The organism is Microcoleus sp. BROC3 (assembly GCF_036702515.1).
In the GTDB taxonomy this organism is placed as follows: domain Bacteria; phylum Cyanobacteriota; class Cyanobacteriia; order Cyanobacteriales; family Microcoleaceae; genus Microcoleus.
Genome location: NZ_JAUBTQ010000054.1, coordinates 1 through 22394 on the forward strand (window position 1 = coordinate 1; position 22394 = coordinate 22394).

Below are 22394 nucleotides of genomic sequence, written 5' to 3' on the forward strand. Positions count from 1 at the left end.
CGGCTAAGTTTTAGCTTTTGATTGACAAACAGCGCTCCTAGTAATAGGGGCGCTTTTTGTTTGGGGAAAAATATTTTGATCGCCTAACAGTCAACAGTTGACTACAGATTCCAAATTTTTGAAGTCCTATATTATGGAAAAGCGATCGTAAAAGGTAAGTCAGATGGTTGTCGCAATTTCTAAAGCAGGATTGGGTACAGGTGCGGCCTTCCTGTCAAACGTGACATGGGAGACTCTGGAAAAGTTGGATGCAGATTTGGCAGGAACCGGGGCGCGTTTAACTTATTTGGATGGGTGTTTAGAAATTATGGCTCCTTTATCTGAGGCCCACGAAGAACCTAAAAACACTTTAGGCCAGCTTTTAGAAATTTATATGCGGATGAGAAATATTCGTTTCTACGGGCGCGGCAGTACAACCATCGGGATGAAGGAATTGGGCGCACTGAAAGAACCAGATGAGTCTTACTGTTTGGGTACGCGCAAGTCGGTTCCAGATTTGGCGATCGAAATAACGGTAACGAGTGGTGGAATTGATACGCTGGAAATCTATCGTCTGGTGGGAGTGCAGGAGGTTTGGTTTTGGGAGGATGGGGTAATTTCGGTTTATTGTTTGCGTCCAACGGGATATGAGTTGGTTAGCAAGAGCGAACTTTTGCCAGAGTTGGATTTGCGATCTAGTTTTATTCGCGGATCGCGGATCAATTTGATCCGGTGAATGCTTTTATGCGATCGTTGGAGAATAGAAAAGAGTAATTCTGTGGTTTAATTGCGTTGCAATGGGGTGAAATTACCCATAGCTTATATAAGATTTAACTTGCACTGAATGTATGCTTTGAATACGGGATTGAGCAGAAACATCGATCGCGTTCCTACTAACACTTTTTCTACTAAGCTACGTCGGGCTAAGGATTGTATGGCTTGCCAAAATTCTGATTGGGATAATTCACTATCAGCAGGTTGTCGTGAAATATCTACAGTTTCATTTTGACTGGCTAACCAGTAGAATGTCTTTTTTTATGAGCCTGATAAACGCTCTCGGTGAGATTTTAAAAGGGGTTCTAAGTCACCTAAACATAAATCTGCTGTTCCATCTGCTAAAAATCGGGAAACGCTACCGTTAAATAATTCCAAAATTGTAGCAGCGATGATATTTAGCCAGGAAGGATGTTCTTGATAAAGGTCGATAGAGTCTGACTATTTTTCCTCATATGCTAATTCTTTTGCTCGGATAATTTAGAGCAATTTTTTCCCTAACCCTTGGAGGTTTAAGGTTAGTTTGGAGAGGTTTACTGCTTATAAAGCAGTATTTGATCTGGGTTTTTCCCAACTGAGGAAGATTAAACAACTTTGGTGAGAGGAGGTGACAATTTGTTGAAAAAAATTTGCCATAATCTTCATAGCCGGCTAAATATTGACGTGCTAATTGACTGCTACTAAAAATATTCTGTACGTCATAGTCTACACCCAATAACCTCGTGCTTTCTGAGCGATGTATTTCTTTCTATGTGTTCCCGAAGTTGACTCATTTTTTTTAGGGAAAATTCTCTTATAATATTGAAGCGATTACGCTGCTAGTTTGTTTGTTGGAGAGGTCTAATGAAAAGCAGTCGGAAAAGCTTCCCACACTCGATCGACAAAATCTCTAAGTTGCCGAGAAGCGATCGCACCATCCTTTTTCTCAGCATCCAGAGAGTGCAACTCAGTCAACAGTGAAATTACCTCAGTATCTAAAGCCGCCCGAAACAAGCTCAGCGGCCAAAGCAAATCAGCACCATCTCGCAAATCCGATAAAGTGTATTCACCGGGTGAATCCTTCGCCGACACCGATACGACTAACATTAAAGGGCGAACCCAACCAACTTGACGTGCCTCAACCACTTGGATCATCTCTGAATGCAGGCACGCATCTCCACATTCTAAACTGACAATTTGACCCGGCTTAAAGTTCAAAGCACAATCCATTAATGCTGACTTTTAATACAGACACAACCAACCAAAATAAGTGCCGCAACTCTCCACAGCACCCGAAAACATTATATCATAATTCCTTCTTCCTTCTTTCTTCTTGTCAACTTTCATCAAGATTTTTAAGAGCCATTTCGAGCTCTGCCGTCAAAAATCGTGCTTCTTTTTTACCACCACCACCATTGGCATAATCCGCCACGGAAATCGGAGAACCGATCGCAATTTTTACCTGAGAACCCCATCGAGGAATGTGCGGGCGATAGCGGATACTCATCGGTACAATTTTCACCCCCAAACCCGGTTTGCTCAACTCTGCTTGTATTGCCAAACGAGCCAATCCAGGCTTGATCGGGTGAACTTCGCCATCCTGAAAAATGCCGCCTTCGGGGAAAATAACCAACATTTGCTTGTCGAGAAGCAATTCCACCCCATAACGGAGACTGCTAATTGCTGGATGCTTGATATCCACAGCAAACCCTCCCAAATGTCTGATGAACCAACCTTGCAGTCCTTTCACCTCATCAGCAGTTACCATAAACCGCAAATCGCGTCCAGTTACCATCTGTCCGGTTGAATAGGGCATCATCAGGGCATCCCACCGGGAACGGTGCGTAGGGGCTAAGATCACAGGCCCGTCTTTCGGCAAGTGCTCCTGTCCGGTTATCTCGATCTTGCCAAAATGAAACGGTAGGACAACATAGTGACCTAGCGGATAGAGCAAGGAGGTTAACCAAGGAGAAACGCGAGAGGTATTAGATGCTACCTTGGCAGGCATTGGCTTCACTAGAGATGATTTACTGAACTCAACGGCGCTCGTGGCGGTGTGGGGCATAGCAATTAAGCTGCTTTATCGAGATCTAAAGTCTAAAGTAAGTTGTTGGACAAATCTTTAGTTTTTGGATCGGGACACTTTTGCTATTGGCATTGTGACGATCGAGCGATCGCGCCCGCAAGAGATAATCTCTAACAGGTAAAACCTCAGGCAACCGGCAAGCACTACCGCACAGCAGCCAGCCGCCTCGAAAGCTTGAGCGGGCAATTACGGATCTATTATTTCAGTTAAATGGTCAAGTTCGATTAAACATCGCCCAGAAGAGAGTAAAAAATTTTACCTGTTAATTTTTCCGGCGCGCTTCAAACCAAGAAAGCAACCGATCGCGACAAACAGACTCCATAATACCGCCGAGCACCTCTAAGCGGTGACACGAATGCGCGCTATCTGGAATATTAGCCGCAGTCCGAATCGCGCCTGTTTTCGGGTCATCTGCTCCGTATACCAGCAGACCGATCCGAGCTTGTACTATAGCACCAGCGCACATCGGGCAAGGTTCCAGCGTTACGTAGACCGTGCATTGATTGAGATGCCAGTCTTGCAACACTTGCCCGGCCACCCGCAAAGCCAAGATTTCAGCGTGAGCAGTCGGATCGCAATCTCGCTCTCGCCGGTTTTGCGCTTCGGCAATCAATTTGCCAGTACCGTCAACAATTGCAGCACCCACGGGTACTTCACCAGCATCACCGGCTGCTTGTGCCAGTTCCACAGCCCTAGTCATCCAGCGTTTGTGAATAAAATAAGTAGTATCACTAATAGACAACGGCTCAGTTTTAGAATTCACGTCATACCTACGTAACAGAAAAAACTTAAGATCGAGAAAGAAAGTTACTTTACAGCTTAATAGAGAGTCATTTTTAATTATGGACACCACCGCCATCAGCACTGAAGTTGTTGAGCTGTTGTGCCGCATTAGCCGGCAAAAGCTCCGCGAACAAGATATCACTCCTTTGGTAGTGTTTCTGACTGCTCTGATTTCCATCCTGCGCGGAGTGATGATTATTGACAGGACGATCGCAGTTGAAGAAGAAGAACGGCTGCAAAAGACTCTCAAAGCCTTTGCCAGCGGCGACCGCGATCGGATAGAACTAATTCAGCGCCTTGTCAAAGGAGTCTCCAAACAGCAGGTTTACTTCAACCCCACGGAATTGCTAACCCTGACAGCTTTGTTCTCAGAATCAGAAAAACTGTTGCTCATCGGTTCCGGCTACGAAATGTCAGCAGTAGACGGACACATCGATCTCCGGGAGCAAATGTACTTACAGTCGATCGGAAATCGGCTCGGCCTCGACTCCAGACACATTGGAGTCATAGACTGTTTATTTACTAAAGAAGGAACCCTGGACTTAGAAGCTTTTGCCGAAGTTCAAGCTTTACTTGCTCCCAGCGAATTCGAGTCCGCCGATCCGGTATTTGCCAAAGCAGCAAAGCACCTTTTGGCTCTTTTACTGCGCCAATAATCCAGCCCGTATAAATTCTGTTGCAGTAAAAGAGTGAGGAGTCCCAGGATTTGACGCTTTTTCCATTTTAGAGGGGACTTGCACGCAGAGAGCCTCAAAAACCGGGTTGTTTAACCCATACCAAGAGCGCTGCAGCGCGTATTTTGGTGAAAAACCGGGTTTCTGCCTAAGTCCGGCTTTATTATTTTTGGCAAGAGTCGATCGACCCTTGTATCCCATTGAACCGAATCCATCTAAAATCTAAAAGCGACTTGTCGCTGCCTTGATAGACCCAGCTCGGTCTCAAATCTAAAATTGATTGATTATGCAAATTGAATGGCAAACCGCCAAAACCTACGAAGACATTCTCTATCACAAAAGCGGCGGCACCGCCAAAATTACCATCAATCGACCTCACAAACGGAACGCTTTCCGTCCCAAAACCGTGCAGGAACTGTGCGATGCCTTTACTGATGCCCGCGAAGACACAAAAATCGGCGTTGTCCTTTTCACCGGTGCCGGGCCTCATACAGACGGCAAATACGCCTTTTGCGCCGGTGGCGACCAAAGCGTGCGGGGTGCCGCCGGATATGTAGACGAAGGTGGCATACCCCGCTTGAACGTGCTCGACTTGCAGAAGTTGATTCGATCGATGCCCAAAGTTGTAATTGCTTTAGTTGCAGGCTACGCAATAGGAGGCGGTCACGTTCTGCATTTAATTTGCGACTTGACGATCGCTGCTGACAATGCTATTTTCGGACAGACCGGCCCAAAAGTCGGCAGTTTCGACGGTGGTTTCGGAGCTAGCTATCTCGCCAGAGTTGTCGGCCAGAAAAAAGCCAGAGAAATTTGGTTTTTATGCCGCCAGTACAGCGCACAGCAAGCCCTAGAAATGGGTTTAGTCAACTGCGTCGTGCCCGTCGAACAACTCGAACTAGAAGGCATTCAGTGGGCTAAGGAAATTTTAGAAAAAAGTCCGATCGCGATTCGCTGTTTGAAATCAGCTTTTAATGCTGACTGCGACGGTCAAGCCGGTTTGCAAGAACTGGCGGGAAATGCCACTTTGCTGTACTATATGACCCAGGAAGGCGCAGAAGGCAAACAAGCCTTTTTGGAAAAACGGCAACCTGATTTTAGTCAATATCCTTGGCTGCCATAGCTGGAAGGAGAAATTATTTTTTTTATGTACTCATATTAAAGTAGATGCTGCTGATTGTTATGAGTTAGTAAAGCCAAATGCACCCTATCGTCCAAAAGTGTCAGTATTGATGCCAGTTCCCAAAAACAATGAAACTGCTTTGCCAGATCCAAACCGTGATATTCCTCAGTGATTCCCCAATCGAAAATCGAAAATGGTATTAGCTGTCCTGCTGCGGACTAACTAGACCGATACTGCTGCTGCCGATTTTTCTGTTAATGTTGTGCCTGTAAGCTGGCAGGCATTGCGCTCGGAAAGAGCGACTGCCGCATCCTGCAGCGTCAGAGTCGGTTCTTGCCACAGTCCAATTTCTTCTATGTTTTCCCAAGAGCCCCCAAAAGGCGAAACCGCTAAAGCACAAGCTTTCCAGTGACCTTGAACCGGCCCGCCTAGTAGAGCGCAAACACCCCCGCGTCTCCCCTCAGGGGTATAGTGACGGCAGTGACGACAAGCTGAAGTTAAAGGTGAAGTTAAGGGGGTTTGCATAAAAGTTCTTAGGGAAATCATTTTCATCTCTAATTCTCCTTTGCAGAGCTAGCAGGCTTTAGAGCATCCCAGCCTTTATTCTGTCTGGGTTGTAGCGATCCCCGGAGCATAATTTAATTTTATAATTTATTTATAATCTCGTTATATATAGAAACAATTAGCTCAGTCCTTGCTCAGTGTATAGGTAAAAACACAGGTTAAAAGTTTATAAAGGGCCAGGGATCAAGAAAAAGTACAACTGCGTAACGAGTATGAGAAATTATAAATAAGTGGTAGCTCCGGATACAAAAAATTGCTGAGGGTTTTGGTAAGCAGCATCCGGGACACAACAACAATTAAGTTTTAAAATTAAAATAAAAAGATAGCTACTGGCGATCGACAGTAGGCGATCGGGCACCTATTGCATTGACACCAAAAGTAGCTAATCATAAAATAGGCAAGTTGTCCAGCTTCTTGTCTATATCTACCAAAATTTTGGGTTGAGAGGCTCGCCGATCGGGGAGCGACTTTAAGGGGTTCTAAGAAATCCTTTGACGATTCGTAGAGCTGCTGTATACTAAGTCAATAAGGAGGTGAAGCAAGTGTTTAATTTGACCTTTGAATTTAAGTTGAAGCCCACAGCGACACAGATAGAAGTTTTTGAACATTGGTTAGAACAGTGCCGCCAGGTGTACAACTATGCCTTAAAAGAGCGAAAAGACTGGTACAACTCACGCAAATGTCAAATAAACTCTTGCTCCATCCACTCCGAGTATATTATGTCGGCTGACACGCCTAGACCGACATATTCAAGCCAGTGCAAGGCTTTAACAGCATACAGGAAGACCAGCCCCGCACTGCAACGAGTAAACGCTCAGGTACTGCAACAAACGCTGCGGAGATTGGAAAAAGCTTTCGTCAGTATGTGGGAGATTCATCACGGGTTTCCTCGGTTTAAAAAACAGGGAGCGTTGAGGTCTTTCAGTTTCCCGCAGTTGGGTACAACTTTCCATCAAGGCAACTGCTTTAAATTGCCTGTAATTGGCTCGATAAAATTTTGGCAGTCGCGTCCCATCCCCCAGGGCGCAATCGTCAAACAAGCTCGCGTAGTTAGGCGGTCTAGCGGCTGGTACATAATGTTGACTTTGCAATGGGATGTGTCAATTCCCGATATCATTCCTCACGGCAATCCCGTAGGAATTGATGTAGGGTTGACTAATTTTATAGCAACTTCTAACGGGATTTTAATTAAAAGAACGAGGTTGTTTGCTGACGCAGAACGCAAGCTTAAATTGCTGCAACAGCGCGTTACGCGAAAAAGAATCGGGTCAAATAATTGGAAAAAGGCTCAGCAAAAAGTCGCTTTGCTGCATGAATACGTTGCAAACTGCCGAAAAGATTGGCATCGCAAGTTGTCACATCAAATTTGTGATGACGCGGGTATGGTGTTTGTCGAAGACCTTAATCTCGTAGGACTCAAAGCGGGGATGTTAAGTAAGCAAGGCTTAGATGCTGGGTTTGGGCAATTCTTCAACATATTGGAGCAAACTTGCTTTAAGCGCGGTGTATATTTCCAAAAAGTAGACGCAAAAAAGACTAGCCAAATCTGCCCCAATTGCCTTAATGCAACAGGCAAAAAAGAGTTATCACAAAGAGCTCACTCGTGTCACAATTGCGGCTATACAACCGACAGAGATGTCGCAGCCGCACAAGTAGTTCTCATGCGAGGACTTGCAGCCGTAGGGCATACGGTCAAGATGCTTGCGGAGGGTAAATTCATTGGAATCCCTGCGAAGCAAGAATCCCCACGCCTTTAGGCACGGGAATGTCAAAATCAAAACATTAAAATCAATTTAGAGGCGGTAGGAGTTTTGCTAATGAGTAAGCGTTCTTCGGTTGAATCCCCAAATCATCAATCCTCTTCAACCCCAATCAAGCCTGCTTTGCAAGCAGTCCTGGGGAGTCTGGATGTAAACCTAGAAGCAGAACTGACAACATACAGAAGGCACAGGCGGCGCGCCGAACAGTGGGTATCCCCATCAGTTCGTACCGGCAAGCAAACAGCCACAACCGAGCAACAGCTAACCCAAAATTTGCCGCCGGAGACTGCGGAGGAAACCCAGCATCCCCTGTCGCTACCCCTATCCCTTGCCGGCACCCAGGGCGATGCCCCGCTAGCAACTACCAGGGGTGGCACAAAATTATCTAGCAGTGCCTTCGCACCCAACAATTATCTCGAATCAAGCGAAAAACTGATCGAAAGTTTGGACGAGTCAAAAGCCGAGCCTACGGTAGAACGCAGTTTAGCAGCCAGTTTGTTAACTCCCTTGGGACTGAGTTCGATGCTGCTGTTTTTGCTGTCGTGCACAGCTTTGGGCTACGCAGTCATGCACCCGTCAAGTCTGGTTAAGATGGCCGGCCTGAACCGTTTGCTCGATCGCACCTCACCCTCTCCAAGCGACAGTCCCGCATCTACTGCCATCTCAGATACCAGCACCAAGGAACTGCCGAAAGCTCCAAATCTGGTATCCAAGGAATTTGTCGAGCTAGATTTGAGCACTCTCAGCAACGTCAAGCCGACAGCCAGCCCGATTCCTTCCCCGTCGCCAAAAGCATCAATCCCGCCAAATCCGGCAGCGCCTCCGGGCCCGGGCGTGGCTATTCCGATTCCTACAGAAGACGGCAACCCTGCCCGAGGCAGGGAACAAGGACTCAACAATCTGAGTACGGCTTTGCTTCCCAGTCCCAGCCCTAGCGCCACCCAGCCTGTCCCGACACTGCCGACACTGCCTCCAACACCATCCCCAGCCCAGCCTGCCGCCACATCCCGGGCAACAGTATCCCCGGCGATAGCATCCCCAGCCCAGCCTGCTGCGGCATCTCCCCTGGGAAGGCCTGCACGGGCTGCCGACGGTTTCTATTACGTTGTCACCGATTACACAGACGAAAAATCGCTGCAGCAAGCCAGAACGGCTGTTCCCGATGCCTACGTGCGGAACTTCTCAAAGGGTGTCAAGATCCAAATGGGGGCTTTGAACGATGCTGCCTCAGCAGAACGTTTGGTGAAAGAACTCCAAGCAAAAGGGGTGAAGCCACAATACTATCAGCCCTAAATTAGGCAAAGAGAATTAAACTGATGATCGGGGAGTAGGTTGGGCCCGGGGCACGAACCCTCCGTTTCGCTTCACCCAACATTTGCTCAGTTTTGATGGGTAACGCTCGCGCCCTACCCATCCTAAAGATAATCATGACGCTCTAACTTAGAAAAAATTAAATTTTCAAAATTAAAAATTAAAAAGACGATTGATGAGTTTTCATTTTTAGTTTTTAATTCTGAATTCTCTGTCTTAATTCTAAAGTTGAAAATCGGGAGACTGGCAAATGGGATTATTCGATCGCCTTTGGCGAGTGATTCGAGCCAATATTAACAGTTTGGTCGGGGCAGCAGAAGACCCAGAAAAAATTCTGGAACAGGCTGTAATGGATATGCAGGAAGATTTAGTGCAGCTCAGACAAGCTGTGGCAGGAGCGATTGCGGCTCAAAAACGCACCGAACGCCAGTGTTCCCAAGCTGAGTCTACAGCAGCAGAATGGTATCAGCGGGCGCAGTTAGCTTTGCAAAAAGGCGAAGAAAATTTGGCGCGGGAAGCTCTGACACGCAAGAAATCTTATCAAGAAACGGCAACGGCGATGAAAGCCAGTCTGGATCAGCAATCGGCTGTTGTGACTAAACTTAAAGAAAATATGCGGGCGCTCGAAAGTAAAATTTCCGAGGCAAAATCTAAAAAAGATATGTACATTGCCCGAGCTCGATCGGCTGCGTCGTCGGAAAGGCTGCAAGAAATGATGGGCAATCTCAGTACCGGCAGCGCTTTGAGCGCGTTTGAACGGATGGAAGAGAAAGTCATGCAGCTAGAAGCTCGCTCCGAAGCAATCGCAGAACTCGGAACTAACGATTTAGAAAAGAAGTTTCTCTCTCTCGAAGGTGCCGACGATGTGGATACCGAGTTGGCGGCGATGAAAGCACAAATGCTTCCGGGCAACAATACACCCAAATTGCCGTCGGGCGAGCCGCCCGCATCCTGAACCCCAGGCAAGAGAACAAGAGTCGGGACGAGCAAAAACTTCTCAACAGCCTAGCTAGAGATGGCTCGAAGCCTGTTGGGGAATTCCCGGATCGAAGTTAAACTCAACTAGAATAGCAGGAGTCCCGCACTCTTGAAAGGTGAGTGTCGGGAGGAATGCGCGGCAGATTGAGGGGTTCGATACCCCGAAAGCTGCCAAAACGCTACAATAACAACAGAAAAACTTCACTGTTTGAAAATGTCCCGATTTCTTACAGTCTCTTGCAAATTGGAAGTATCGCAGCAGCAGGTTGAAAAGCTGAATGCGGTACTGACTGCCTTTGCAAAATGCTGTGAGTACGTGAACACCCATACACCCGAAAAGCTGACGAATCAGATTGCTGTTCAGTCCTTGATTTACAAGGAAGCGCGATCGCATTCTGGGCTGTCTGCTCAAATGACGATTCACGCAATTCGTAGAGTTTGCGCTAATCGCAAAACGGCAAAGCAAAAGGTTAAGCCCGTTAAGAAGTTTGCCCCCACTTCTGCCACTTACGACGCGAGAACTTTCACCTTCCGCGAATCGGATTGGTTGGTCAGCTTGACCATGCTCAAGGGCAGAGAAAAGTTTAAGCTGCACATTGGTAATTACCAAAAACACTTGCTGCAAGGACAAGACCCCAAAACGGCAACTTTGGTAAAGCGCAACGATGGCAGCTTTTATCTGAACATTCAGCTTGAGTCTGAGCCACCAGAGAAACAAAAGACTGATGATGTCTTGGGTGTTGATTTGGGACGCACAGACATTGCTTGTACATCTGCTGGAGAGAAATTCTGTGGCAAACAGGTAACACAAGCCAGAGACAGATATAACCGTGTACGGGCTTCGTTACAGCGTAAAGCGTCCAAAGGCACAAGGTCTACTCGTAGAAGGGCGAGACAGATTTTGCAACGGTTGAGTGGACGAGAACGGAGATTCCAGACATGGCTGAACCATACCATCAGCTATCGACTGATCCAGCAAGCCAAGACATCAAATCAGGCTATTACCCTGGAAGACTTGACCGGAATCAGAGAGCGTACCAATGAACTGCCACGGTCTAAAACAGAACGGAGACGCAGCAATAGTTGGGCGTTCTACCAGTTGCGCCAATTCCTGACCTATAAAGGCGTGAAATTTGGCGTTGATGTAAGACTGGTTGATCCGCGCTATACCTCGAAAACTTGTCACTGTTGCAAGGTGATTGGCAATCGCCAAGGTAAGCGGTTTGAGTGCCTGAATGAGCGATGCGGATGGATTGGCGATGCCGATGTGAATGGAGCAAGAAATATTGCTACTTTGGGGCAGATGGTAAACCTGCCCGGAGGTTCCGAGATAATGTCCTGCTCTTTGCAGGAAGTTGTCTTGAGGGCTACTGAAAGCCCGCACTCTATGCAAAGCATGAGTGTCGGGTAGTTTACTAGATATGTGCATGAATAAGCTTGCCTGCATCACATTACTCGATCGCTTTAAACTGGATTTATCTGTCTGCAAAAATTGCCAAAAACTAAATCGCACTAAAAATCTGACAACAGTGAATTTCACAACTGCGGGCTAGGGCTATCAAGCCTGCTTTCCGCCTACTTCGTACACCTCACCCAGGAAAAATAGCATTATGGGATTATTTGACCGCATTAGCCGAGTCGTCAAAGCCAATCTTAACGATCTGGTCAATAAAGCTGAAGACCCGGAAAAGATTTTAGAACAGTCCGTTACGGATATGCAGGAAGACTTGGTGCAGTTGCGTCAGGCCGTTGCCAGCGCGATCGCCACTCAAAAGCGCACCCAGACTCAGTACAATCAAGCTGAATCTCAGTCTAACCAGTGGCAGCAGCGCGCTCAGCTAGCCCTGCAAAAAGGAGACGAGACTTTGGCCCGGGAAGCGCTAGTTCGCAAAAAGTCTCACGCTGAAACGGCGGCTACCCTCAAAGCCAGTCTGGATCAGCAATCGGCTCAGGTGGAAAGTCTCAAGCGCAACTTGATCGGTTTGGAGAGCAAAATTTCCGAAGCTAAGACTAAGAAGGATATGCTCAAAGCGAGGATATCCGCTGCTAAGGCTCAGGAACAGCTCAACAATACCATTGGCACCTTGAATACTGGCAGTTCAATGGCGGCTTTCGATCGCATGGAAGAAAAAGTTTTGCAGATTGAAGCTCGCGCGGGAGCTTCGGCAGAATTGGCTGCCGGCGGCAGCAATTTAGAGGAACAGTTCCGCTTGCTCGAAAGCGGCGGCGATGTTGACGACGAGTTGGCTCAGATGAAAGCTCAACTGACCGGGGGCTCTGTGTCTCAAGGTCAATTGCCGGCTTCTGGTAAAACGGCCGCAGCTAGTAGCTCAGAGTCGAGTCCGGTGATTGACGCTGAGTTGGAAGAATTGCGATCGCAGCTCAATAAAATGTAGTAATCTCTATCAAAATTTACCTATTTCTGAGATCGCAGGTTTGATAGAATGCTCCGCCGACCTACAGGGCTAGCTTGGGAGGTCGGAGTTTTTTTCGGTAATCGTTAAATACACAAAACTTTAGTTTTGTCAACTATCTTTATGTTGATTTAAGAAATGAAGTCTTTAAAAAGTGATAGAGTAACTTTATTCCTTGCAATTGCGCCGGCCGCGCCCGAGCATAAGTGCAAATAACTATAAAATATTGCTAATCTGTCATGCCCGTGCAATCTTCTAGAGGCTTTTGTAAAATCAAGTTTTTCAAGGCATTAGCACTTGGTTTTTCAATTGCAGCTATTTGCCCCGCACTGCTATCAGCTCTAAGTGTTGGGGAGTCGATGGTTGCTGCCGACTCAGGGGTGCAAGCGCCAATTTTGCATGATAATTTACCGTCTCAATTAAAACTAAATCAAGAAACAGCAGACGATCGCGATCGGCTTCGTGATTTATACTCGGGTTCAGAATTAGATAGAGACAGTAAAGAGCAAGAACACAGCATCCTGGAGTTCGATCGCTCGACCCAAAATCAGGCCCTAGAAACTCTCGCTCAATTGCCGAACCGAGGAGAAAACAGACAAGAATTTCCGATTCCCAACCCGCTGCTGCCAAATCCGCCTGCCCTCCCATAGCCAGCGCCCCCAACGTCCCTACCTCCAGCCCAACAGCTTTTGCCGCCTGCTGTTCCCGCGCCGGCACAGCCAGCAGAATTGCTAACATTCCAGGTACGATAAAAGTCGATCGATTTGAAGTATTTGGCAGCACCGTCTTTAAGTAAGTCGGCGCGAAAAAACGCCACTATGTAAACGAGGGCAAAGTCTCCAAATGCTCTCCACTGGGTGACTTAAACCTGTTTGCATAGTGTTGCATTATGCGGTTTCATCCCGCCTACCTACTTAGCAAGCAAAAATTAGATGCTGTACTGCCGTTGGCTGGAGGTGAGCTTTTGCCGCCGATCGAACAATTTGGTTTGAGCGGCTTGCAGACAGTGCGGGGCTACCCTCAGGATGCTTTGCTGGCGGATAGCGGGATTTTTGGTTCAGCCGAGTTGCGGTATCCGATTTTGCGCATCGGCGACAAACAAGGGCATTTTCAGGTGACGCCGTTTGTGGATTTTGGCAATGTTTCGACAAATAGCGGGGGAAGGGCGGCTGTGGAAGCCAATACTTTGCTGTCAGCGGGATTAAGCCTGCGGTGGCAGTACGGGGAGAGGTGGAATGCTCCCTCGGGCTGGGGAATTCCTTTGATTGATATTAACAGTCGTGGACGCACGCTTCCCAAAAAAACCCGGTCGATCGTTGTCGCGATCGAGCGTATATGACCAAATTACTTCAAGAAACCGGGTTTTTGCGTCCAGGACTGATTAAGTCAAGCAACAGGTGTTTACAAGAGTGCGGGCTGTCTTTTTCTCAGGACTTGCCGACAGACTCTACTTGTAGGGTGCGCACTGCGCACCTTACCACTACAGATAGTGTAAAAAATGATTCCTGGCGTAAGTCCTATTTCTGTAGAATTGCAACCTTTTTAGGAAAGCAGTCGTTTTGCCTTTGGCGGAACTGAGCAATTCCGCTATATAGTAATAAGTATCATTTGGCACTCCTCTGTAGCTGCCAAGAGTGCTTTTTATACCAATTTTTTATGATGCCCCGTAGAATCCGATCACCCTGGCGCCCCCCTTAATAAGGGGGGGACAAGATTCCGATCTTTCGTCCCCCTTAAGAAGGGGGATTTAGGGGGATCGAGATCTGTGCAACTTCACATTAAATTGGTATTACTGATAATCTTTAAATTAAACTATGTCTAAGCTGCGGTGGCTGCTTTTAAGTTCTTTTGCTTCAGGTTTTGGGCTTTGCTCAATCATTTTCGCAATGTTTGCGATGACTTCAAGGCTATCTTTTTCGTCTTTTTTTCTCTTTGTTTTAACTTTGGTATTTTTTGTAATTAATCTGCTGTTTGCTTTGCATTATTATACATCGATTACCAAGCAGTTAAGTGTTAAAGGTAAAAGAAAAGCTAGAATTTAGCCGTTGTGAAGAAGAATCTGACAAAGGGATGGAGAGTTATTTATGGAACTTGAAGAGACTCCAGGAAAACGCCTCTGGGTTAGGAAAACTATCTAGCTGTAAGCCTTAATTATTTAAGGTCTAATTATTGAGGAGGTGCGATCGCGGTTATAACTCAAACCAACCGACCCAATTTTCCAGAGGGGACAAAGACTCGCTTTACTCCAGATGAATACTGGGCGATCGAGGAAACAGCCGAAGAAGACCACGAATATTGTAACGGATAGATTGTCACTATCTCAGGAGGTTCCCCCGCTCACAGCCGTATTGCCGTAAAAATTACGACTTTTCTGAAGGTGGCTCTGCGAGACACAAATTTTAAAACCTACAAGGGAGACTTACGAATTTGGATTCCTAGCTTCAATCATGAAACTCATCCCGGGAGCATCCCGGTTTTGCGCTTTTGAGCATCAACCAGATTATTATGAAATTTCCGAAATAGCTCAGATAGATGAATTACAGACGGTAGTCGGTAAAAAAAAAACTTGCATTTGGCGGTGGAGATTGGTCAACAAAGCAATAGCAGGGATTATCGCTATTGTAATTTGTTCCCGAAATGCAGAAACATTTAAACCCTTATGGCAGATTGTTAAAGGGTGGCAGTGTTTTTTTATGTAACAGATGGCTATGTGGTTGATCCCCAGTTTATTGAGGATGCTGACCATATAATAAATAAAACATATATGACACGGAGCGAAAAATAAAATACCACATTGAGACACGATATAGCTCGAATACAATAGAAAAACTTTATGTTACTCCAAATCAGTTGAAATGTTAAACCTCTCGGTGAGGTTGGTTGTTTACTCTCTCAAACATAAAACTGTACCCCTACCTTCCTGTATCATAATATAAGTGTGCAACGCCTTCATTTTAGCCCTTTTTTCATAGATTTGCTTTCATTGAGATGCACCCGACGAAAGTTTGCCAAGAAGCGATTAAAATCCCCGGCTTTTCGCCGACTCTTATACTAAAATACAGCGTGTGAAAGCTCTTCGGGATTGAGATTATTGTGAATAACTTTACCGTCGCGGAACCAGACAACACGGCGAGTTTGGCGCGCTACTTCCGGTTCGTGCGTTACCATAACAACGGTCATGCCGCTTTCGTTGAATTCTGTAAAAATATCCATTACTTCTTGAGTAGTTTTTGTATCCAATGCACCAGTCGGTTCATCTGCAAGCAACAACACGGGACGGTTGACGATAGCCCTGGCGATGGCCACCCGCTGCTGCTGTCCTCCTGATAGTTGATTCGGTCTGTTTTGCAGCCGACTTTCCAGGCCTACTTTCGTTAAAGCATCTACTCCCCGTTCGCGTCTTTCTGATGCGGGAATGCCGGCATAAACCATCGGTAACATGACATTTTCTAATGCTGTCAATTGAGGCAACAGGTGAAATTGTTGGAATACAAACCCCAATTTTAAATTGCGAATTCCGGCTAATTCTCCTTCGGGCATTTGGGCGACATCTACGCCGTCTAAGTAGTAACTGCCGCTCGTAGGTCGATCGAGACAGCCGATAATATTCATAGCTGTAGATTTGCCAGAACCCGATGCGCCCATAATCGAGCAATATTCTCCTTGTCTTACGGTCAAGCTGACGCCGTTTAAGGCGCGAACTTCGAGGTCGCCAATCCCGTAAACTTTTGTTACCTCTTCCAGACCGACAACAACGGGCTTTGAGAGGACTTGCGGGTCGAAGTCTTGGTATGTATCGGTTTGTAGTTCAGGCATTTTTTTTCTGTGCGATCGACACAACTAACTACTAAGCTAACACTTCCCATCTGTTTTCGTGGTAGGAGTGACGACTGTTGCGACGCTAATAGACCTCTCCAATAATTCTTGTGGGGTAGGCATCCTGCCTGCCCTTTACAGGCTTTTGTGGAGAGTTCTAATAAACAGAAGCTTTATATTCAAGTCATAGTGAATACTTTGACACCGACCTGGAGGTAAAGTTGGAGTGGAAAAAAAAATCGGCGTTGCTCAATTGGGTATGAAATTTGTAGGAGCAATCCTCCCGTGATTTCCCCACCGCTGACGGTGTAAGCACTTAGAATTACCCCTACAGGCAAAATCATACTTTGTTTGATTGAGCAGCGCCAAAAAATCCATACTATTTATACACCGACTCTCTCTGTAGGGTGCTTATAGTAGCCCCTGTCAAGGTACGATCGATCGGCTTTACGTCATCCTACCGGTTAGCGATGACCAATAAACCCAGTTTATTGGTCATCAACTGTTAAACAAGAAATATTTAACGATCGCCAGCCACCAATTTTCAAAGGTTTGAGGCTCTTCTTCACCACGTTGACAGAGCTTGGGTGGAATAGCAACCCCAATAGGCTAAACTTGTATCCGATCGCCAAACTAACTACAAAGCAATGACTACTTCTGCGGATACCAACCAGACCGAGATTTCCAATACAGTCTCATCGAGTCCACAAATGTTATCTTTCCTGAAAATTGTTGAGTATGTATCCATAGCCGCTTTTGTGGGTGCAGGCATCCTTACCAGAGTTTTTCCAGACAATCAACTTGTCTTTATTTTGGGAGCTGTTTTTCTCTCTAGTTTTATTTTTCTGTTCCTGACCAATAGACAATTGGCTCAAAACTCTAGGAATAGTGCTAATCAGTTAGATATCCGAAGAAAAGCTGAACTACACAATTATCTCTTAAACCCGAATAATGTTTCGGATAACAATCCGATCACCCCGGTGAGAGAAAAGGCTTTACTATATTGCCAGGAGTTGATTGACGATTATAAAACAACTCGAGAGACTTCGAGAAATATTTACTATACTTTCCAGTTGGCAACCGTTGTTTTATCCGGAGTCACACCAATTTTAGTATTGGTAGACAAATTGGAACCAGGTCAATCGTTGCTCAAATGGCTGCCCGTAATTTGTCCCGCTGTCGCCTCCATAGTCGCCAGTATAGTTACCTCCTTTCCTTTTCAGGAGAATTGGATTTCTGCTAACACGACTGTGGAATTGTTAGAAGCGGAACAGGAGAAATTTGTATTAGGAGTGACTCCAGCTTATCGTTGCTATGATGTAGCCGACGAAGCCCAACATCAACAAATGAAAAAAATGGCAATAGAAAACTTTATCAATCAGGTGAATGAGATTCATCTCAAGCAAATCCAAAAACCAGATGAAACAGCGTCAAACGAGCAGAATACAGCGCCAGATCAATCTACCGAGTCAAAGTAGGAGCAGAGTTAACTAAGCTGACAATACAAGTAAGCAGGTAGGGTTGAGTGACGCTACCTGCTCTTATACGGTTAAACTTTTCATCACACATGGCATTGCGGGGCTATAGGATAGCCAAAGACCAGCTCGTCCCCCGTTTTTTTCCCCCTCAAGTAGCTCTGTCTGTAGCGCTCAAAAGGTCTCAAAGGCAAAATTTTTGAGCTATGATTAAGAAAAGTTAAGCGTAAACTTGGTAAGTTGGAGATTGTTGGTAAACACAATTATGACATACGATTACGACTTGTTTGTGATAGGTGCAGGTTCCGGCGGATTGGCGAGTTCCAAGCGAGCAGCATCCTACGGAGCAAAAGTGGCGATCGCCGAAAACGACTTAGTAGGCGGAACCTGCGTAATTCGCGGCTGTGTTCCCAAAAAACTCATGGTGTACGCCTCAACATTTTCACACCTTTATGAAGATGCGGTGGGCTACGGTTGGAGCCCAGTAGAAAGCAGCTTCGACTGGGAAAAACTCGTCACCACCGTAGACACAGAAGTGCGCCGACTCAGCAAACTGCACATCAGCTTTCTCGAAAAAGCCGGAGTAGAATTAATTTCAGGATATGCCAAATTTATCGACCCCCACACCGTCGAAGTTGGTGACAGAAAAATCACTGCCGCCAAAATCTTAATCGCTGTCGGCGGAGAATCCCATCGCATTGACATTCCCGGTATCGAACACGCGATTACCTCCCGCGAAATATTCCTGCTAAAAGAGCAGCCAAAACGGTTGGCAATTTGGGGCGGCGGCTACATCGGCGTCGAATTTGCTTGCATTATGAACGGGTTGGGAAGTCAAGTAACTCAAATCATCCGGCGCGATCGAATTCTGCACTACTTCGACGAAGAAATTCGCGCTAACGTGCAAGAAGGAATGACTAAGCACGGGGTTGAATTTTTGACAGAAAGCTCGATCGAACAAATTGAGAAAACCCCAGAAGGTTTAAAATTAACGCTGTCGGGAAAATCCGAAGGAACGCTAATAGTAGACGCGCTTTTGTCCGCTACCGGGCGCTTGCCCAACTTGGAAAAATTGGGTTTAGAAAACGCGGGAGTAGAAACCGATAAAGGTGCGATCGCAGTTACGAAAGACAGCCGCACCAGCCAGCCGCACATTTTTGCAGTCGGAGACTGCACCAACCGCATCAATTTAACGCCAATTGCGATCGCCGAAGGACGTGCTTTTGCGGATACTGAATTTGGTAATAACCCCAGATCGATCAGTCACGAAAATGTTGCATCAGCAGTATTTTCGCAGCCGGAAGCAGGTACAGTTGGCTTAACAGAAGAGGAGGCTAAAGCCAAGTTTCCCGAATCAATTAAGTGCTATACAGCCAAGTTTAGACCGATGTTTCATTCTTTGACAGGTGCAGATGAAAAGACTTTTGTCAAGTTAGTTGTTGAAACTAATACAGACAGAGTTTTGGGCGTGCACATGGTGGGGAAAGACGCGGGCGAGATTATTCAAGGAATGGCGATCGCTGTTAATATGGGAGCTACGAAGAAAGACTTCGACGCGACTATTGGCATTCACCCATCGACTGCTGAAGAGTTTGTGACTTTGCGGTAAAGCGGGGGAAGCCGCCAGGGGTTGAAACCCCTGGCTAATAGCTAAAGTCGGTTAAAATTCAGATATTGCACCATTTTCAAGAACAGGCAGGATGCCTGTTCCACAGAAAAATAAAATTTTATTGTGGGGTGGGCATCCGGCCCGCCTGTGAAGGGATGAATGAGTGACTCAACCAAACAAAACAAAATTTTAGCATTCTATCTCGGTCAGCAGCCGGATTCGCAAGGTCGGGCGATCGAGGATATTTGGTCGTGGGATTACCCGAAGCTGGAATCCGTGCACAATTACATTCAATGGCTGTTTCCGCTGAGGGAAAAGAGCCGCTTTAATTCCAGTGCTCCTACTTTAAATGATCAGGTAATTCAAGCTTTTAAAACAAGTGAAGAGTTGAGAAGTCGCTTAGTTAAATCTCTAAAAGTCATGCTGGCGTTTTATGGGTTGGAATGCCGCGAAGGGGAAAACGCAGAAATTGTAATTGCCAAATCCGAGGAATATTTGTCAAGAAAAAGAGAGTGGATTGAACCATTTAATCACAACTACCTGCGGCTGACTAGGATTCTCACAAGTTTGACAAATTTGGGATTGAAGAATTATGCTTTGGCTCTTTTCAGGTGTTTGGACGAGATATATAATGAAAATAAAGAAAGTATTGGTTTAAAAACTTATACATATTGGAAAAATGCTGTAAATAGTTAAATCGGGACAAGCCAATCAGCGGGACAGTAACCGAACGCTACGAACACAATAAATAATGGATAAAGCAATTACAGAAAATCACTCTCAGTCGGGCCGAGAAATTTATCAAAGGATTTCCAACAACATTCAAAAAGTGGTGAAAGGGCAATCAGCAGCAATCAGGAAATTGCTGTCAGCCTTTGTGAGTGGCGGGCACGTCCTCCTAGAAGATTATCCCGGTACAGGTAAAACTACCCTAGCTAAAGCCCTAGCCTTATCTGTCGATGTCAGCTTTAAACGCATTCAATTTACACCTGACCTTTTGCCATCCGATATCTTGGGCATATCCATGCTCGACCCCAATCAACGCACGTTCCATTTCCACGAAGGCCCAATTTTTGCTAATATTATCTTGGCTGACGAAATCAATAGGTCATCACCGCGAACCCAATCCGCCCTCCTAGAAGCAATGGCAGAATTTCAAGTCAGCATTGACGGAAATTTGCACAAACTTAAAGACCCATTTTTTGTCATTGCCACTCAAAATCCAGTAGAATCTCGTGGCACTTATCCACTTCCTGAAGCCCAAATGGATCGCTTTGCAGTTCAATTTAGTCTAGGATACATCTCGCCAGAAGACGAAGTTAACCTGCTCGGAGACCAAATCCATCAACATCCTATTGATACACTTCAAACCTGCGTTAATTTAGAGGATTTAATTAGCTTAAAACAGCAGGTAAAGCAAATTAGAATTAGTGAAGAATTGAAACGTTACCTCGTAGATATCGTGAATGCAACTCGCTCAGCCGAAGGCGTACAACTAGGGGCGAGTCCCAGAGCTTCCATAGCTTTAATGAAAGTTGCTCAAGCATTAGCTTTGTTCGATGGCTATGAGTTTGTTACCCCAGAACATATTCAAGAACAGGCGGTATCAGTCATCGCTCATCGCCTAGTAATGGAACCTCAAGCGCGTTTTTCGGGTAGAATGGCCCCAGGTGTTGTTGAAGAAATTATCAAATCTATTCCTGTACCCGCCTAAAAAATGAAACGTGTTTTCTACGCTATCTTTCGCTTCGGTGCGCGCGTAAATCGATCGCGAAAGAAGCGATTGACCAACAATGGGTTAGCAGTGCTTAGCTGCACGCTTTTAGCGGGGGTTTTAGGATTAGATACTAATCAGACTGTGACTTATCAAATTTTTACTTTCCTGTTGTCAATTATAGGAATAGCCATAATTTTTAGTAAATTTTTTCGCTTCCGCTTCAATGCAGTACGGTTATTGCCAAAGTTTGCAACTGTTGGAGTCACTTTAAAATACCGTATTCTCATTCATAACAAAACTAGCCAGAGTCAAAATAACCTGAAATTGGGGGAAAATTTTGCCGGCCCATACCCAAGCTTTCAAGAATTTATAGAAACACCTGAACCCGGTGAAGAACAGCGCACTTCATTCGATAAATACTTCGGCTATTATCGTTGGCTGTGGCTGATTTCTAGAAAACAATGCGCCACAGCTAAGGTCATAGAATTGCCTCCTCTTCCACCCAATAGCAAAACAGAAGTGGTAGGTGAAATTACGCCGTCCTGCAGAGGTGTTATCCGCCTCAGTGGTCTAACAGTTACTAGGTCTGATCCTTTTGGGATTTGGAATGCTTGTAAAACAATTTCCTTGCCCCAATCTATGTTAATTTTACCCAAACTCTATCATTTACCACCAATTCAGCTTCCTGGCTCAAGAAGATATCAATCAGGTGGCGTAACATTAGCTTCATCCGTAGGAGATTCCGAGGAATTTAGGTCTCTGCGGGATTATCGACCGGGAGATTCGCTACGCCAAATTCACTGGAAAAGTTGGGCCAAAGCAGGTAAGCCAATTGTCAAAGAAGAACAGGATGAATTTTTCGTGAGGCACGCCCTAATTTTAGATACATTTCAAAGTGTAAAATATAGTGAAATTTTAGAAGAGGCAATCTCAATTGCTGCTTCATTGTCCTATGAAGTTCAGACTCAAGAATCCTTATTTGATTTGATGTTCGTCGTTCAAGAAGCTTATTGTTTTACCTTTGGCAGAGGGCTGAACTCTACTGAAAAAATGCTAGAAATTCTCGCCTCTGTTGCTGCCTGTCAGGATAAAGGTTTTGACTCGCTCACCTCAGTTTTGATGGAAAAAATCTCTCTGCTAAGCGGTTGTATTTGTATATTTTTGTGTTGGGATGAACCTAGAAAAAAATTAGTAAATTATCTGAGAAGTCGCGGTATCCATACATTAGTTTTAATTTTAACAGAGCGAGAAGCTCAATTAGAGAGCTTAAATTTAGAGTTGATTAAAGATGACTTAACAAGCTGCCATATTTTAAAGCTAGGTCAAATACAAGAGGAGTTAATGAAACTATGAAA

At 45.6% G+C, this 22394-nt stretch carries 20 protein-coding genes; 14 read left to right on the forward strand and 6 right to left on the reverse strand.

The genetic code is table 11. The features are described 5' to 3' along the window. Window positions 1-163 precede the first annotated feature (163 nt). A complete protein-coding gene (locus tag QUB30_RS26530) occupies window positions 164-715 on the forward strand; it encodes a Uma2 family endonuclease (RefSeq protein WP_333339763.1) in 552 nt (183 codons plus the stop codon). An 878-nt stretch (window positions 716-1593) separates the two neighbouring features. Here QUB30_RS26530 and QUB30_RS26535 read toward each other — a convergent pair. The 3 genes from QUB30_RS26535 to tadA all read right to left on the reverse strand — a co-directional run bounded on the left by QUB30_RS26535 (window position 1594) and on the right by tadA (window position 3581). Further along, window positions 1594-1962 (reverse strand): hypothetical protein, encoded by a 369-nt coding sequence (locus QUB30_RS26535; RefSeq protein WP_333339766.1) that lies wholly within the window; start codon window positions 1960-1962, stop codon window positions 1594-1596. A 106-nt stretch (window positions 1963-2068) separates the two neighbouring features. Then, on the reverse strand, window positions 2069-2797 hold the full coding sequence (locus tag QUB30_RS26540; RefSeq protein ID WP_333339769.1) for a lysophospholipid acyltransferase family protein: 729 nt from the start codon (window positions 2795-2797) through the stop codon (window positions 2069-2071). Between the two features lie 283 nt (window positions 2798-3080). Next, entirely contained in the window at window positions 3081-3581 is a 501-nt protein-coding gene (tadA, locus tag QUB30_RS26545) for a tRNA adenosine(34) deaminase TadA (protein ID WP_333339771.1), read from the reverse strand. Window positions 3582-3660: 79 nt separating this feature from the next. On the opposite strand from tadA, the gene QUB30_RS26550 reads away from it, so the two are divergent. Beyond that, entirely contained in the window at window positions 3661-4257 is a 597-nt protein-coding gene (locus QUB30_RS26550; RefSeq protein WP_333339774.1) for a TerB family tellurite resistance protein, read from the forward strand. Between the two features lie 304 nt (window positions 4258-4561). Further along, complete coding sequence (menB, locus tag QUB30_RS26555) at window positions 4562-5395, forward strand: 1,4-dihydroxy-2-naphthoyl-CoA synthase (RefSeq protein ID WP_333339776.1); 834 nt, start codon at window positions 4562-4564, stop codon at window positions 5393-5395. Window positions 5396-5617: 222 nt separating this feature from the next. On the opposite strand, the gene QUB30_RS26560 is transcribed toward menB, so the two are convergent. Further along, the gene (locus QUB30_RS26560; RefSeq protein ID WP_333339779.1) at window positions 5618-5920 is read right to left on the reverse strand and encodes a hypothetical protein; all 303 of its coding nucleotides are present in this window, start codon (window positions 5918-5920) and stop codon (window positions 5618-5620) included. 581 nt (window positions 5921-6501) lie between these two features. Here QUB30_RS26560 and QUB30_RS26565 point away from each other — a divergent pair. The 5 genes from QUB30_RS26565 to QUB30_RS26585 all read left to right on the forward strand — a co-directional run bounded on the left by QUB30_RS26565 (window position 6502) and on the right by QUB30_RS26585 (window position 12404). After that, window positions 6502-7716, forward strand: a complete 1215-nt coding sequence (locus QUB30_RS26565) for a transposase (protein ID WP_333339782.1) — start codon at window positions 6502-6504, stop codon at window positions 7714-7716. A 60-nt stretch (window positions 7717-7776) separates the two neighbouring features. After that, on the forward strand, window positions 7777-9012 hold the full coding sequence (locus QUB30_RS26570; protein ID WP_333339784.1) for an SPOR domain-containing protein: 1236 nt from the start codon (window positions 7777-7779) through the stop codon (window positions 9010-9012). A gap of 268 nt (window positions 9013-9280) precedes the next feature. Beyond that, window positions 9281-9985: a PspA/IM30 family protein gene (locus tag QUB30_RS26575; RefSeq protein WP_333244726.1), complete on the forward strand. Its 705-nt coding sequence runs from the start codon at window positions 9281-9283 to the stop codon at window positions 9983-9985. 237 nt (window positions 9986-10222) lie between these two features. Then, window positions 10223-11419 (forward strand): RNA-guided endonuclease TnpB family protein, encoded by a 1197-nt coding sequence (locus QUB30_RS26580; protein WP_333339787.1) that lies wholly within the window; start codon window positions 10223-10225, stop codon window positions 11417-11419. Window positions 11420-11618: 199 nt separating this feature from the next. Then, a complete protein-coding gene (locus QUB30_RS26585) occupies window positions 11619-12404 on the forward strand; it encodes a PspA/IM30 family protein (RefSeq protein WP_333339790.1) in 786 nt (261 codons plus the stop codon). 333 nt (window positions 12405-12737) lie between these two features. Here the strand turns inward: QUB30_RS26585 and QUB30_RS26590 are convergent, their stop codons facing one another. Beyond that, window positions 12738-13205, reverse strand: coding sequence for a hypothetical protein (locus tag QUB30_RS26590; RefSeq protein ID WP_333339793.1), 468 nt, complete (start codon window positions 13203-13205; stop codon window positions 12738-12740). Window positions 13206-13311: 106 nt separating this feature from the next. On the opposite strand from QUB30_RS26590, the gene QUB30_RS26595 reads away from it, so the two are divergent. Beyond that, entirely contained in the window at window positions 13312-13761 is a 450-nt protein-coding gene (locus QUB30_RS26595; protein ID WP_333339795.1) for a BamA/TamA family outer membrane protein, read from the forward strand. Between the two features lie 1712 nt (window positions 13762-15473). Here QUB30_RS26595 and QUB30_RS26600 read toward each other — a convergent pair. Next, window positions 15474-16238 carry an ABC transporter ATP-binding protein gene (locus QUB30_RS26600; RefSeq protein ID WP_333339798.1) on the reverse strand — a complete coding sequence of 255 codons (765 nt, stop codon included), beginning with the start codon at window positions 16236-16238 and terminating at the stop codon, window positions 15474-15476. A 710-nt stretch (window positions 16239-16948) separates the two neighbouring features. Between QUB30_RS26600 and QUB30_RS26605 the strand changes: the two genes are divergently transcribed. The 5 genes from QUB30_RS26605 (at window position 16949) to QUB30_RS26625 (ending at window position 22392) form a co-directional block, all read left to right on the forward strand. Beyond that, window positions 16949-17716, forward strand: a complete 768-nt coding sequence (locus QUB30_RS26605) for a DUF4231 domain-containing protein (RefSeq protein WP_333339800.1) — start codon at window positions 16949-16951, stop codon at window positions 17714-17716. Between the two features lie 262 nt (window positions 17717-17978). Continuing rightward, window positions 17979-19322: a glutathione-disulfide reductase gene (gor, locus tag QUB30_RS26610; RefSeq protein WP_333339803.1), complete on the forward strand. Its 1344-nt coding sequence runs from the start codon at window positions 17979-17981 to the stop codon at window positions 19320-19322. A 159-nt stretch (window positions 19323-19481) separates the two neighbouring features. Further along, window positions 19482-20018 (forward strand): opioid growth factor receptor-related protein, encoded by a 537-nt coding sequence (locus QUB30_RS26615; protein ID WP_333339806.1) that lies wholly within the window; start codon window positions 19482-19484, stop codon window positions 20016-20018. Between the two features lie 55 nt (window positions 20019-20073). Continuing rightward, entirely contained in the window at window positions 20074-21036 is a 963-nt protein-coding gene (locus tag QUB30_RS26620; RefSeq protein ID WP_333071013.1) for a MoxR family ATPase, read from the forward strand. A 69-nt stretch (window positions 21037-21105) separates the two neighbouring features. After that, window positions 21106-22392 carry a DUF58 domain-containing protein gene (locus tag QUB30_RS26625; protein WP_333339808.1) on the forward strand — a complete coding sequence of 429 codons (1287 nt, stop codon included), beginning with the start codon at window positions 21106-21108 and terminating at the stop codon, window positions 22390-22392. Window positions 22393-22394 lie beyond the last annotated feature (2 nt).

What these genes read in the sequence shown, in the direction of transcription:
- QUB30_RS26530 (WP_333339763.1), top strand. Translation starts at nt 164, where the DNA reads ATGGTTGTCGCAATTTCTAAAGCAGGATTGGGTACAGGTGCGGCCTTC.
- QUB30_RS26535 (WP_333339766.1), bottom strand. Translation starts at nt 1,962, where the DNA reads ATGGATTGTGCTTTGAACTTTAAGCCGGGTCAAATTGTCAGTTTAGAA.
- QUB30_RS26540 (WP_333339769.1), bottom strand. Translation starts at nt 2,797, where the DNA reads ATGCCCCACACCGCCACGAGCGCCGTTGAGTTCAGTAAATCATCTCTA.
- QUB30_RS26550 (WP_333339774.1), top strand. Translation starts at nt 3,661, where the DNA reads ATGGACACCACCGCCATCAGCACTGAAGTTGTTGAGCTGTTGTGCCGC.
- menB (WP_333339776.1), top strand. Translation starts at nt 4,562, where the DNA reads ATGCAAATTGAATGGCAAACCGCCAAAACCTACGAAGACATTCTCTAT.
- QUB30_RS26560 (WP_333339779.1), bottom strand. Translation starts at nt 5,920, where the DNA reads ATGCAAACCCCCTTAACTTCACCTTTAACTTCAGCTTGTCGTCACTGC.
- QUB30_RS26570 (WP_333339784.1), top strand. Translation starts at nt 7,777, where the DNA reads ATGAGTAAGCGTTCTTCGGTTGAATCCCCAAATCATCAATCCTCTTCA.
- QUB30_RS26575 (WP_333244726.1), top strand. Translation starts at nt 9,281, where the DNA reads ATGGGATTATTCGATCGCCTTTGGCGAGTGATTCGAGCCAATATTAAC.
- QUB30_RS26580 (WP_333339787.1), top strand. Translation starts at nt 10,223, where the DNA reads ATGTCCCGATTTCTTACAGTCTCTTGCAAATTGGAAGTATCGCAGCAG.
- QUB30_RS26585 (WP_333339790.1), top strand. Translation starts at nt 11,619, where the DNA reads ATGGGATTATTTGACCGCATTAGCCGAGTCGTCAAAGCCAATCTTAAC.
- QUB30_RS26595 (WP_333339795.1), top strand. Translation starts at nt 13,312, where the DNA reads ATGCGGTTTCATCCCGCCTACCTACTTAGCAAGCAAAAATTAGATGCT.
- QUB30_RS26600 (WP_333339798.1), bottom strand. Translation starts at nt 16,238, where the DNA reads ATGCCTGAACTACAAACCGATACATACCAAGACTTCGACCCGCAAGTC.
- QUB30_RS26605 (WP_333339800.1), top strand. Translation starts at nt 16,949, where the DNA reads ATGTTATCTTTCCTGAAAATTGTTGAGTATGTATCCATAGCCGCTTTT.
- gor (WP_333339803.1), top strand. Translation starts at nt 17,979, where the DNA reads ATGACATACGATTACGACTTGTTTGTGATAGGTGCAGGTTCCGGCGGA.
- QUB30_RS26615 (WP_333339806.1), top strand. Translation starts at nt 19,482, where the DNA reads ATGAGTGACTCAACCAAACAAAACAAAATTTTAGCATTCTATCTCGGT.
- QUB30_RS26620 (WP_333071013.1), top strand. Translation starts at nt 20,074, where the DNA reads ATGGATAAAGCAATTACAGAAAATCACTCTCAGTCGGGCCGAGAAATT.